Source organism: Streptomyces sp. SID3343, from assembly GCF_009865215.1.
Classification (GTDB): Bacteria; Actinomycetota; Actinomycetes; order Streptomycetales; family Streptomycetaceae; genus Embleya.
Genome location: NZ_WWJX01001298.1, coordinates 40550 through 52961, shown reverse-complemented (window position 1 = coordinate 52961; position 12412 = coordinate 40550). Strand labels below are relative to the sequence as shown.

General features: G+C 69.2%; 13 protein-coding genes and 1 tRNA gene. 13 read left to right on the top strand and 1 reads right to left on the bottom strand.

Going from position 1 to position 12412, the window contains the following annotated elements:
* Positions 1–5 precede the first annotated feature (5 nt).
* The 8 genes from GT354_RS40745 (at position 6) to GT354_RS40710 (ending at position 4611) form a co-directional block, all read left to right on the top strand.
* Entirely contained in the window at positions 6–275 is a 270-nt protein-coding gene (locus GT354_RS40745; RefSeq protein ID WP_161361605.1) for a hypothetical protein, read from the top strand.
* The gene (locus GT354_RS40740) at positions 272–445 is read left to right on the top strand and encodes a hypothetical protein (protein WP_161361603.1); all 174 of its coding nucleotides are present in this window, start codon (positions 272–274) and stop codon (positions 443–445) included. Before GT354_RS40745 ends, GT354_RS40740 begins: the two co-directional genes overlap by 4 nt.
* A gap of 34 nt (positions 446–479) precedes the next feature.
* Entirely contained in the window at positions 480–623 is a 144-nt protein-coding gene (locus GT354_RS40735; RefSeq protein ID WP_161361601.1) for a hypothetical protein, read from the top strand.
* Between the two features lie 208 nt (positions 624–831).
* Positions 832–999, top strand: coding sequence for a hypothetical protein (locus tag GT354_RS40730; protein WP_161361599.1), 168 nt, complete (start codon positions 832–834; stop codon positions 997–999).
* 108 nt (positions 1000–1107) lie between these two features.
* Positions 1108–1665 carry a GGDEF domain-containing protein gene (locus GT354_RS40725; RefSeq protein ID WP_161361597.1) on the top strand — a complete coding sequence of 186 codons (558 nt, stop codon included), beginning with the start codon at positions 1108–1110 and terminating at the stop codon, positions 1663–1665.
* Positions 1662–3053, top strand: coding sequence for a replication initiator (locus tag GT354_RS40720; RefSeq protein ID WP_346012402.1), 1392 nt, complete (start codon positions 1662–1664; stop codon positions 3051–3053). Before GT354_RS40725 ends, GT354_RS40720 begins: the two co-directional genes overlap by 4 nt.
* Before the next feature lie 20 nt (positions 3054–3073).
* A complete protein-coding gene (locus tag GT354_RS40715; RefSeq protein ID WP_161361657.1) occupies positions 3074–3241 on the top strand; it encodes a helix-turn-helix domain-containing protein in 168 nt (55 codons plus the stop codon).
* A complete protein-coding gene (locus tag GT354_RS40710; protein WP_161361595.1) occupies positions 3238–4611 on the top strand; it encodes a site-specific integrase in 1374 nt (457 codons plus the stop codon). The genes GT354_RS40715 and GT354_RS40710 overlap by 4 nt, the downstream gene beginning before the upstream one ends.
* Positions 4612–4820: 209 nt before the next feature.
* On the opposite strand, the gene GT354_RS40705 is transcribed toward GT354_RS40710, so the two are convergent.
* Positions 4821–4892: transfer RNA gene (locus tag GT354_RS40705), tRNA-Arg, on the bottom strand.
* Between the two features lie 122 nt (positions 4893–5014).
* Between GT354_RS40705 and GT354_RS40700 the strand changes: the two genes are divergently transcribed.
* From GT354_RS40700 to thrC, 5 genes are all read left to right on the top strand, one after another.
* The gene (locus tag GT354_RS40700) at positions 5015–5404 is read left to right on the top strand and encodes a response regulator (RefSeq protein ID WP_346012401.1); all 390 of its coding nucleotides are present in this window, start codon (positions 5015–5017) and stop codon (positions 5402–5404) included.
* A gap of 904 nt (positions 5405–6308) precedes the next feature.
* A complete protein-coding gene (gene argS, locus GT354_RS40695) occupies positions 6309–7961 on the top strand; it encodes an arginine--tRNA ligase (RefSeq protein ID WP_161361593.1) in 1653 nt (550 codons plus the stop codon).
* Between the two features lie 133 nt (positions 7962–8094).
* Positions 8095–9483, top strand: coding sequence for a diaminopimelate decarboxylase (gene lysA, locus GT354_RS40690; RefSeq protein ID WP_161361591.1), 1389 nt, complete (start codon positions 8095–8097; stop codon positions 9481–9483).
* Between the two features lie 486 nt (positions 9484–9969).
* Complete coding sequence (locus GT354_RS40685) at positions 9970–11262, top strand: homoserine dehydrogenase (RefSeq protein ID WP_161361589.1); 1293 nt, start codon at positions 9970–9972, stop codon at positions 11260–11262.
* Between the two features lie 7 nt (positions 11263–11269).
* Positions 11270–12355 (top strand): threonine synthase, encoded by a 1086-nt coding sequence (gene thrC / locus GT354_RS40680; protein ID WP_161361587.1) that lies wholly within the window; start codon positions 11270–11272, stop codon positions 12353–12355.
* Positions 12356–12412: the final 57 nt, after the last annotated feature.

Genomic DNA, 12412 nt, shown 5'->3' with positions numbered 1-12412 from the left:
AATCCGTGAACGTCCACCTGATCACCGCGTCCAACCTCGCCGCCGACCCGGCCGCCACTCCTGCGGGCGGCAGCCCGGTCCTGATTGGCTCCGGCTTGATCCTCGCCGTGGGCGTGTACTTCCTCGCCAAGAGCCGCGGGGCCGTGTTCCTGGCCCTGATCGCCTTCCTCGCCGGTGTCATGCTCGCCGGTTCCTCGGTCGCCGTGTCCCTGGCCCAAGCGGCAGATCACGTCATCAGCGGCATGGCCAACGGCGTCATCGGCATCGCGTCTTGACCGCCTCCCGCTATCCGCGCAAGCCCCGCCCGGTCTGCAATTGCGGCGGCGGCATCCGCCTCACCTGCACCCGGTGCGAGTGGTCCCAGGCATGCAAGGACTGCGACAAGGTCGGCACCTACGTCGTCCACGCGCGGGGCTGCCCGATGGCCGACTACATGACCAACTGACGACCGAACCATCCCACCACTGAAGGAGATCGCCATGGCGAAGTGCACGAACTGCAAGGGCAAGGGCAGCGTCCGCATGGCAGCCAAGGAGACCATGCCCGGCTCGGTACGCAACCTGCGCCGCAACGAGCGCACCCGGTCCTGCCCCGACTGCCTCGGCACCGGTCGCACCCGCTGAATCCGCCCCGGGGCGACCGTCCATCCGACCAAGAACGCCGGTCGCCCCGGGCTCCACAACCCCTCTTCAGAGATCAGGAGATCACCATCATGACCCACTGCCCGGACTGCGGCGGCCAAGGCCGTGCCCTCGTCATCACCGGTGGACGACGTGGCAACCGCGCCACCCGGCGCGTCAACTGCCCCACGTGCAAGGGAACGGGCAAGCGGTGAGTGCCTCGTCCACCGCCACCCGGCGGGTCCCGCCGCGCCGCTGCTCGTCGTGTGAGGGCGTCGGTACCCGTCGCGTCAAGTGCGTGCGGACCATCGACGGCCACACCACGATCATCCCCGGGCGCGAGAAGTGCCCGCTGTGCACGGGCAAGGGCGTCCGCTGACCACTCGCGGACCTTGCCCCTGAAACCTCGCCACATCCCGCTCGCCGCCCCGGACCGAATCGCTCTACCGGTCCGGGGCTCCCCTTCCCCTGCCTCTCGGGAGATGACATGCCCTTCGCCGACGCGACGCTGTCCGCGTCCGTGGCCGGAGTACCTCTGATCGGCTGGGCCACGCACACGTGGTGGCTCGCCCGTCGCCTCGCCGCCGCTCGCCGCGACCCGCTCACCCACCTGCACACCCGGGACGGTTGGACCGCCCGAGCGCACCGGATCGTCACCCACCCGGATGCGTACGTTCTCCTCCTGGACCTCGACGGCTTCAAGCACATCAACGACACCCGCGGTCACCTCGCCGGTGACGAAGTCCTCGCGCAAACCGCGCACCGCCTGGCCTCCTGGTGCGGACCTCATGGTGTCGCCGGGCGCCTGGGTGGTGACGAATTCGTCGCCGCCGTTCGCCTCTCCGGTCACGAGTCGGCGCCTGGCCTCGATCGGTTACGGGACCGACTTCGGGCGCCGGTCGTCTGGGACGGACACGTGATCCCGGTCGGCGTCTCGATCGGGTCCGCACGTGTGGCCGATCTGCCTCTTCGCACGCTCGGGAACGCCCTCGCCCACGCGGACATCGCGATGTACGCAGCCAAGGGCACCCGGGGGCGCCGGTGACCCTCCAAACGATCCCCGACGACGCTGCGCTCAGAGACCTCGCCCGGATCTCCCGGGGCGGCAACGCTCCCGGCCTGGCCCGACAGTTCGCCAAGCTCGGCGGCTGCCTCAACCCCGTGCGCCTGGAAGGCACCCGGCTCGACGTCGACGGACCGACCGGTGAAGTGCTGCGCGCGTTCTCCTCGCACGACACCGCCGCGGGCTGTGTCCTGGTGCGCTGCGGCAACCGCCGCACCTCCCGCTGCCCGGCCTGCGCGGAGACCTACCGCCGCGACACCTACCACCTGATCAGCGCGGGCCTGGCCGGCGGCAAGTCCGTACCCGACACGGTCACCACCCATCCCCGCGTGTTCGCCACCTTCACCGCACCCTCGTTCGGGCCCGTGCACAACCGCCCCACCAACGGGCACCCCTGCCGCTGCGGACTCCGCCACCGCACCGACGAACCCACACTCGGCACGCCCCTCGACCCGGACTCGTACGACTACACGGCCGCCGTGCTGTGGAACGCACACGCGGGCAAGCTGTGGGCACGCTTCACCACCCTCCTGCGTCGCGTCATCGCCGCCGAACTCGGCCTGACCAGAAAGGAATTCGAGCGATCCGCCCGGGTGTCCTTCGCGAAGGTCGCGGAGTTCCAAAAGCGCGGTGCGGTCCACTTCCACGCCGTGATTCGTATCGACGGACCCAACCGGGAAATGGTCGATCCGCCTCCGGCTTGGGCCACGGTCGAACTTCTGGACGCTGCCGTTCGCGTGGCTGTTCTTCGCACCCGTGTGCCGGGCTTCGAAAATCTCGCTGGCGGCTTGCCTGCGCATTTCGTCTGGGGCCGACAGGTCGATGTTCGACCCATCCGCACCCGTGCGTTCGATGGCGGTTCACCGCTTACCGATCGGGCGGTTGCCGCTTACATCGCCAAGTACGCGACCAAAGGCGGTGAGGCGGTGTTGGGCACTCTCGATCGCCGCATTCACCTCCTGGCCGAACTCGCCGCACACGAGATGACCGACCACGCCCGACGGCTTGTGAGGACGGCGTGGAAGCTCGGTGCACGATCCGAACTGGCCGATCTCGGCTTACGCCGTTGGGCTCACATGCTCGGATTCCGCGGCCACTTCTCTACGAAGTCACGGCGTTACTCGACCACCCTCGGTGCGCTCCGGGATGCCCGCACCGCGTGGTGCGACGCCAAGAACCGCGCTGCTGCGCAGGCTGCGGGGGCCTTTGTTCCCGACCCGGACACGACCCTCGTCGTCGCGTCCTGGACCTACGTCGGAAGCGGCCTGGGCGCGGGGGAGAGCTGGCTGGCACGCAGCGCGACACCCGATCCCGCAACGGCTCGTGAAGCACTCGCAGACCTACGTGCCCAGGAAGGAGAAGCAGCGTGAGCGGAAAGAGCGACGAGATGATGACGGTCAAGGAAGTCTGTGCCGAACTCAAAGGGATCTCTCGGCGGACTTTCTACCGCTGGCGTGAACTCGGCAAAGCCCCGGCCGCATTCAAGCTGCCGAACGAGGAACTACGCATCTGGCGCTCGGATTTCACGGCGTGGCTGAACCACCTGGAGCGGCCGTGAAGTCCTTTCACGTCCGGATCTGGGGCATCCGCAAGCGTCCGACCGCCAAGACCTCGTATGAGGTTCGTTGGAAGGTCGGAGAGGAAATCTTCCCCGCGACGTTCCGAACCAAAGGGCTCGCCGACGCCTTCCGGGCAAAGCTGCTCACCGCGTCCAAGAACGGCGAACCCTTCGACACGGTCTCGGGGCTGCCGGACTCGATGGCGCCGGTGGTCGCGTCGGGCACCTGGTACGACTTCGCATGTGCGTACGCCGCACTGAAGTGGCCGTTCGCTGCCGCGAATTCGAGGGACAGCATCAGCGAGACGCTGACCGGGGCCACCTTGGCGTTGCTGGAGGACCGACCCGGCAGACCCACACCTGACACGCTGCGCCGTGCTCTGCGCGGTTGGGCCTTCGTCGCCTCGGAGACGCGACCGGAGATGCCGACCGACATCGCTAACGCGCTGCACTGGGTGGGGAAGGCGTCGCGCCCGCTCGTCGTTCTGGAAGAGCCGGCCGAGGTTCGCGCGCTGCTCGGTGCCCTGGCCCTGAAGCAGTCCGGGCGCCCGGCGGCTGCCGAGACGGTCCGGCGCAAGCGCTCCGTGTTGTACGGGGCTCTTGGTCACGCGGTCGAACTGGGCGAGTTTTCCGAGCACCCCATCGACAAGATCAAGTCGTCTGCACCCAGGGTCGTCAAGCAGGTGGACCGCCGGGTCGTCGTCAACCCGAAGCAGGCGCGTGAGCTGCTCACCGCGTTGACGTACGTCGGGTCGTTCGGGCGTGCTCGGGGGCGTCGCCTGGTCGCGCTGTTCGGGTGCATGTACTACGGCGGCCTGCGTCCGGCTGAAGCCGTTGGCCTCCGCGCGATCGACTGCAAGCTACCCGTGACGGGCTGGGGAGTGCTCTCCCTCCGCAAGACACGACCGACCGCGGGGAAGCGCTGGACCGACTCGGGCGACGTCCACGACGATCGGGGCCTGAAGAACCGTCCTCAAGAGGATGCGGAGGTTCGGGAGGTGCCGATTCCGCCCGTCCTGGTGACGATGCTGCGGTTCCATCTGGCCAGATTCCCGGTTCAGGACGGGCGCGTCTTCGGCAACGAACGAGGCGGCGTCCTCGGCTCGTCCACGTACTCCCGGGCCTGGGAGGAGGCGCGGCGAATGGCGTTCACTCCCGCACAGGTGGCGTCACCGCTCGCGGGCACGCCGTACGACCTGCGGCACGCCGCGCTGTCGTCCTGGCTCAACGCGGGCATGGATCCGGCGGAAGTCGCCCGCCGTGCAGGCAACTCGGTGGAAGTTCTCATGAGTCGTTACGTGAAGTGCCTCGACGGCCGAGACGAGATCAACAACGCGAAGGTGGACGACCTGTTGCGCGACACCGACTGACCGACGCATGATGGCTGGTCCAGGGGATTCCCCGGGGCCTTTCGTCGTTTTCGGGGTCTGACCTGCGGGAACGTGCCGAGCGCCTGTCCACGAATAGTCCACGGCGTGCGTCACAGGGCTGCATATGACGGCTCACGGCTGCATGTGGTCTAGACCCTACAAACAGTAATGGCCCCTGGTGAGGGGCCATATTCGCTGGTCATGCTGTGTGCCCCTGGCAGGATTCGAACCTGCGCACACGGCTCCGGAGGCCGTTGCTCTATCCCCTGAGCTACAGGGGCTCGGGTGAGGTGAACGTTACCAGTTCTGGAGGGATGGTTGCGAAGGGGTTGTGGGTGGGGGTGGGGGAGGAGATCTTGGGAAGTCGTCTCCTTGGTTCGGTGGGGGGCCTAACCTCGGGCTCGTGGGCGGGACTTCGGATGTGGCGCGGGTGCTCGTCGTGGATGACGACGAGGTTGTTCGGCAGCTCATCGCGGTGAACTTGCGGCTTGAGGGGTTCGAGGTCGCGACGGCCTGCGATGGGGAGGAGTGTCTGCGCAAGGTGCACGAGGTGCGGCCCGATCTGGTGACGCTCGATGTGGTGATGCCGCATCTGGACGGGATTCGGACGGCCGCGCGGTTGCGGGCGGATCCGCGGACCAAAGGGCTCAAGATTTTGATGATCAGTGCCTGCGCGCAGGACGAGGATTTTTCGCGGGCTCGGGAGGTGGGGGTAGACGGGTATTTGACGAAGCCGTTTCATCCCGAGCAGCTCATTCGGCTCGTGCGGGCGTTGTCGCCGACAGCGGGGTGAGTCTTGGGAGTGGCGGCGACCCAGGCTGCGGAACAGGCCGGGCCGTGGCGCGGCGTGGCGCGGGGCGGCGGGTGCGCACCGGCGGTGGACGGGCAAGGGACCCGCGGCCCACGTGGTCGGGACTCGCAGCGACCTGGGTGGCCGGAGTGGCGCGTGTTCGCGCGGCCCGAGCCGGGAGCCGCGCGATGTGTGGGCCGGCAGCGGTCCACGCGGTGGTACCCGGTAGCGGAGCAAGTGCCTCGGACCTGGGATGGCCCGTGCGGTGAAGCCCGGCCGGTATACCGAGCAGCCCAGGCGCCAGGGACGGACCGGCTGAGGGATCGGCGGCGGAGCACGTGGTCCCGACGGGACAGTGGCCCGGGTGCCCCGGGTCGGTGGCAGTTCAGGTGACCGAGGCGGACTGCGGTACCGGTGGCGGAGTAAGGAGTAGGAAGTAAGAAGTTAGAGGCCCCGATTGGTAGCGGCCCGACTGGCGGGGACAGGCCGCAGTTCGGGTGACAGGGACCGGCCGAGGAGTGGCCCGCAGAGCACATGCTCCGATCGGCGGCTCACGTGGCGGCGCCCGATCGCGCTGTCGCCGGCGGCATCGCACCCGAACGGGCCGCAGGTGGGCGGTGCCCTGCACAGACGCCCTGCACAGAACGCCCTACACAGACGCGATCAACGTGTCGGCAGCCCGGTCCGGCGGAGCGGCCGCGGCAGTGGCGTCCCCGGCTCGGCACCACCGTGGGGGCGATCCCGGGCCGGTTTCGCGGCCGGGGTCACGCGCTCCGGCCGGCGTGGCATCGCGGGGCCGAGGTGCGGTCCCGTCGGGGCGGCGGTTCGGGCGCTGCGGTGCCGTCACCCGGATGGCCTACGCTAACCCCGGGGCGGGTTGGTGATTCGGTCGCCTAGGCTTGTCCTCGTGACCCCCGCAGAGCTTTCGCAGTCAGTGTTGTCCGCTGTTCGTGCCGCCGTCGAGGCGGGCGAGCTGGCCGTTGTCGTGCCCGAGAGCACCACGGTCGAGCGACCGAAGAACCGCGAGCACGGGGATTACGCGACGAACATCGCGCTGCAGCTCGCGAAGCCGGCCAAGCGGCCGCCGCGGGAGATCGCCGAGTTGTTGGCCGCGCGGATCGCCGCGACGCCCGGCATCGCCAAGGTCGATGTGGCCGGGCCCGGCTTTTTGAACATTACGTTCGACACCGCGACCCAGGGCGAGTTGGCCCGCACCATCGTCGAGGCCGGTGCGGCGTACGGCGGCAACGACGCGCTCGACGGGCTCAAGATCAACCTGGAGTTCGTCTCCGCGAACCCGACCGGGCCGATCCACATCGGCGGGGTGCGCTGGGCCGCCGTGGGCGACTCGCTCGGCCGGATCCTGCGCGCGTCCGGCGCCGACGTGACCACCGAGTACTACATCAACGACGCCGGCGTGCAGATCGACAAGTTCGGCAAGTCGCTGATGGCGGCGGCCAACGAGCGCCCCGTTCCCGACGACGGTTACGTCGGCGCGTACATCAACGACATCGCCAAGGACATTCTCGCGGAGCGCCCCGACGTGCTCGGGCTCGACGAGGCCGAGCAGGAGAAGGTCTTCCGGGACACCGGGCTGCGGCTGATGGTGGCCGAGATCCAGCGGTCCATGGAGAACTTCGGCGCGCACTTCGACGTGTGGTTCTCCGAGACGAGTCTGCACGCGTCCGGCGCGGTCGAGAAGGCCATCGAACGGCTGCGCGAGCAGGGCCATGTCTACGACGACAAGGGCGCGATCTGGCTGCGCACGACGGATTACGGGGACGACAAGGATCGCGTCCTGATCAAGTCCGACGGCGAGAAGACCTACTTCGCGTCCGACGCCGCCTACTACCTGAACAAGCGCGACCGCGGCAACGAGGTCTGCGTCTACATGCTCGGCGCCGACCACCACGGCTATGTGGGCCGGCTCAAGGCGATCGTGGCCTGCGCGGGCGACGACCCCGAGCGCAACATCGAGGTCATCGTCGGTCAGTTCGTGAAGATGATGCGGGCCGGTGAAGAGGTCCGCATGTCCAAGCGGGCGGGCAACATCATCACCATCGACGACGTCGTCGAGTGGATCGGCGTCGACGCCGCGCGCTACTCGCTCGCCCGCTCGTCCACCGACTCCACCATCACGCTCGACATCGACATCCTGACGTCGCAGAAGAACGAGAACCCGGTCTTCTACGTGCAGTACGTGCACGCCCGAACGGCCGGGATCGCGATCAAGGCCGCCGACCGGGGCATCGTCAAGGGCGAGCTCAAGCCCGAACTGCTGGCCACCGAGTGGGAGTCCGACCTGCTCGGCATCCTCGGCGAGTTCCCGCGCGTGGTCGCCAAGTCCGCCGAGCTGCGCGAGCCGCACCACGTCGCGCGCTACCTGGAGCAGGTGGCCGGTCGCTACCACCGCTTCTACGAGAACTGTCAGATCCTGCCCAAGGGCGACGACGAGATCACCGACGTCAACCACGCCCGAATGTGGCTGGTGGAAGCCACGAAAACCGTCGTGGCCAACGGCCTCGGCCTGCTCGGGGTGTCCGCCCCCGAGCGCATGTGACGGATCGAACGGTTCGTCACAGCGCAGGCGACAGGCCGAAGGCCGGGCACGTGCCCGGCCTTCGGCCATTTCGGGACCGACCTACGTACGCACCACTTCCTCACCACCTCGACCCCACGGGGAGCACCACGACATGAGCCGCTCCGCCCACCCCGCCGGCCCGCGTCACGCGGACGTTCTGCCCGACGGCGCGCCGCCCGTCGCGCCCGAGGACCTGGCCCTGCTCGACCCGAAGATCTGGCCCGCGCACACCGAGCGCGGCGCCGACGGCGTGGTCTCGATCGCCGGATTGGACGTGCGTGAGCTCGCGCGCGAGTTCGGTACGCCCGCGTACATCCTCGACGAGGCCGACTTCCGCGCCCGCTGCCGTGCCTGGCGCGAGGCGTTCGAGGGCGCCGACGTGTTCTACGCCGGCAAGGCGTTCCTGTGTCGCGCGCTCGTGCGGTGGATCGCCGAGGAGGGCCTCAACCTCGACGTGTGTACCGCGGGCGAACTCGCCGTCGCGCTGTCCGCGGGCATGGACCCGGCCCGGATCGCCTTCCACGGCAACAACAAGTCCACCGCCGAACTCGACCGTGCCGTCGAGGTAGGGGTCGGCCGGATCGTGGTCGACTCCTTCGAGGAGATCAGCCGGCTCGCGTTCATCGCCGACCGCCGCGGCGTCACCCAGAAGGTCCTGGTCCGGATCACGGTCGGCGTCGAGGCGCACACCCACGAGTTCATCGCGACCGCGCACGAGGACCAGAAGTTCGGTTTCTCGCTGTCCGACGGTCTGGCCGCCGAGGCCGTGCGCCGGATCCGCAAGCTCGACTCGCTCGAACTGATCGGCCTGCACTCGCACATCGGTTCGCAGATCTTCGACACCGCCGGCTTCGAGGTCGCCGCGCGCCGGGTCGTGGGACTGCTGGTCGCGGTCCGCGACGAGCACGGCGTCGAACTGCCCGAGATCGACCTCGGCGGCGGCCTGGGTATCGCCTACACCGCCGCGGACGACCCGCAGACGCCCGCCGCGATCGCCGGTTCGCTGTTCGAGATCGTGCGCCGCGAGTGCGACGCGGCGGGCCTGGCCGTACCGCGCCTGTCCGTCGAGCCCGGTCGCGCGATCGCCGGACCCGGCACGTTCACGCTGTACGAGGTGGGCACGATCAAGCCGCTGGAGGGGTTGCGTACGTACGTCAGCGTCGACGGCGGCATGTCGGACAACATCCGTACCGCCCTGTACGACGCCGAATACACCGTGACTCTCGTCTCACGTGTGAGTGACGCGCCGCCGATGCTCTCGCGAGTGGTGGGACGGCACTGTGAGTCCGGTGACATCATCGTGCGCGACGCGTATCTGCCGGCCGACCTCGCGCCCGGCGACCTGCTGGCGGTGCCGGCGACCGGTGCGTACTGCCGTTCGATGGCCAGCAATTACAACCACGTCGCACGCCCACCGGTGATCGCCGTGCGCGATGGCGCGGCGCGCCCGATCGTCCGACGCGAAACCGAGGAAGACCTGCTGCGTCTCGACGTGGGCTGACCCACACTTGCTCGGCCGCGCGACGGTACGAAAACGCCGGTACAAAACGCCGGTACCAAGTGCCGGCAGCAAGCGCCGGTATCGAAAAGCAGATACCGAACGCAGGTACCAAACGCCAGTACGAAGCGCCGACCCGAAACGCCGGTACCAAACGCCGACCCGAAACGCCGACCCGAAACGCCGACCGGAAACGCCGACCCGAACACCGGCGCATCGCCGGCCGGCCCCGCGAAGGCGCGCCGGCACCGCGACAAGGGAACGAATACCGCAACACCCACAGAACAATCGGGGGTCGCCGTGTGGCGGCCCCCGGGCACGGGAGAAAATCCCGTTGCAACCGGGTCACGCCGCAAGAATCGTAGTCTCGGATCCTGGACCGGCCCTGGTCCGAAGGGTGATCCGGGCGACACTTGACGGCACTGCCGGTGCCGGAGGTCCCCCGGACGGCAGACTCGGACAACGTTTGTCTTCGAGAAGTGAGGTCGGATGATGCGTACGCAGCCGCTGAAGGTGGCGCTGCTCGGTTGTGGTGTGGTCGGCTCCGAAGTGGCCCGCATCATGACGACGCACGCGACCGACCTCGCCGCCCGAATCGGGGCGCCCGTGGAGCTTGCCGGGGTGGCCGTGCGCCGCGCCGGGCGAGAGCGTGCGGGCATCGATCCGGCGCTGATCACCACCGACGCGATGGCGCTGGTCGAGCGGGACGACATCGACGTGGTGATCGAGGTGATCGGCGGCATCGAGCCGGCGCGCACGCTGATGCTCACCGCGATGGAACACGGCGCCTCCGTGGTATCGGCCAACAAGGCGCTGCTCGCCGAGGACGGCTCCACGTTGCACGCCGCCGCCGCGAAACACGGCGTCGACCTGTACTACGAGGCCGCCGTCGCCGGTGCGATCCCGCTGCTGCGTCCGCTGCGCGAGTCGCTCGCCGGGGACAAGGTCGAGCGGGTCCTGGGCATCGTCAACGGCACCACCAACTTCATCCTGGACCGGATGGACTCGACCGGGGCCGGCTTCGCGGAGGCGCTCGACGAGGCCACCGCGCTGGGCTACGCCGAGGCCGATCCCACCGCCGACATCGAGGGCTTCGACGCCGCCGCCAAGGCCGCGATCCTCGCCGGCATCGCCTTCCACACCCGGGTCACCGCCGCCGACGTGTACCGCGAGGGCATCACCGAGGTCAGTGCTGCGGACGTGGCGAGCGCGAAGGCGATGAACTGCGTGGTCAAGCTGCTCGCGATCTGCGAGCGGGGCGCCGACGGCCACACCGTCAACGCCCGGGTGCATCCCGCGATGATCCCGCGCTCGCACCCGCTCGCGTCGGTACGCGAGGCGTACAACGCGGTCTTCGTCGAGTCCGAGGCCGCCGGCCAACTGATGTTCTACGGGCCCGGCGCCGGTGGCGCGCCGACCGCGAGCGCGGTACTGGGCGACCTCGTCGCCGTCTGCCGCAACAAACTGACCGGCGCCACCGGCCCCGGCGAGTCGGCCTACGCGGAACTGACCGTGGAGTCGGTGGGCGTCGCCCGTACCCGCTACCACCTCAGCCTGGACGTGGCCGACCGCGCGGGCGTGCTCGCGCAGGTGGCGGCCGTGTTCGCGCAGCACGACGTGTCCATCGACACGGTCCGTCAGCAGGGCCGGGACGGGGATGCCACACTCGTCATCGTCACCCATACCGCGACCGACGCCGCGCTCGCGGCGACAGTCGCCGACCTTCGGGGTATGGACATCGTCCGCGACATCGCAGGCATCATGCGGGTTGAAGGGGAGTAGAGGGACCGTGAGCGCGCTCAAGGAAGGCGTCCGCACCACTCAGTGGCGCGGGGTCATCGAGGAATATCGCGACCGTCTGCCGGTTTCGGCGAACACACCCGTGGTCACCCTGCGTGAGGGTGGCACGCCGCTCGTCCCCGCCCAGGTGCTCTCCGAGCGCACGGGATGTGAGGTTCACCTCAAGGTCGAGGGCGCCAATCCGACCGGGTCCTTCAAGGACCGCGGCATGACGATGGCGATCTCCAAGGCCAAGGAGGAAGGCGCGCAGGCGGTCATCTGCGCGTCCACCGGCAACACCTCCGCGTCCGCCGCGGCGTATGCGGTGCGGGCCGGCATGGTGTGTGCGGTGCTCGTTCCGCAGGGCAAGATCGCGCTCGGCAAGATGGGTCAGGCGCTCGTGCACGGCGCGCGCATCCTGCAGGTCGACGGCAACTTCGACGACTGCCTGACGCTGGCCCGCGACCTGGCCGAAAAGTATCCGGTCGCGCTCGTCAACTCGGTCAACCCGGTCCGCATCGAGGGCCAGAAGACCGCCGCGTTCGAGATCGTCGACATGCTCGGCGACGCGCCCGACATCCACGTCCTGCCGGTCGGCAACGCGGGCAACATCACGGCGTACTGGAAGGGCTACCGCGAATACGCGGCCGACGGCCTGTCCACCCGCCTGCCGCGCATGTGGGGCTACCAGGCGGCCGGTTCGGCCCCGCTGGTCAACGGCGCGCCGGTGCTTTCGCCGCAGACGATCGCGACCGCGATCCGGATCGGCAACCCGGCGTCGTGGGACTTCGCGATCGCCGCGCGCGACGACTCGCACGGCCACATCGAGTCGGTGACCGACCGTCAGATCCTTTCGGCCTATCGACTCCTGGCCGCACAGGAGGGTGTCTTCGTGGAGCCCGCGTCCGCCGCGAGTGTGGCCGGACTGCTCCAGGCGGCCGATCAGGGCCGGGTCGACCCGGGCCAGCGGATCGTGTGCACGGTGACCGGCAACGGCCTCAAGGACCCCGACTGGGCCGTCGCGGGCGCGCCCAAGCCGGTCGTCGTCCCGATAGACGCGTCGGCCGCCGCCGCGCAGCTCGGCCTCGACGGCTGACCAAGGCCCACCCAGGCCGACGCCCACCAAGGCTGACCAGGCCCACCAAGGCCCCAC

Coding starts and splice junctions, on each gene's coding strand:
- lysA (WP_161361591.1), top strand. CDS start 8,095: ATGAGCCGCTCCGCCCACCCCGCCGGCCCGCGTCACGCGGACGTTCTG.
- GT354_RS40685 (WP_161361589.1), top strand. CDS start 9,970: ATGATGCGTACGCAGCCGCTGAAGGTGGCGCTGCTCGGTTGTGGTGTG.
- GT354_RS40735 (WP_161361601.1), top strand. CDS start 480: ATGGCGAAGTGCACGAACTGCAAGGGCAAGGGCAGCGTCCGCATGGCA.
- GT354_RS40725 (WP_161361597.1), top strand. CDS start 1,108: ATGCCCTTCGCCGACGCGACGCTGTCCGCGTCCGTGGCCGGAGTACCT.
- GT354_RS40715 (WP_161361657.1), top strand. CDS start 3,074: ATGACGGTCAAGGAAGTCTGTGCCGAACTCAAAGGGATCTCTCGGCGG.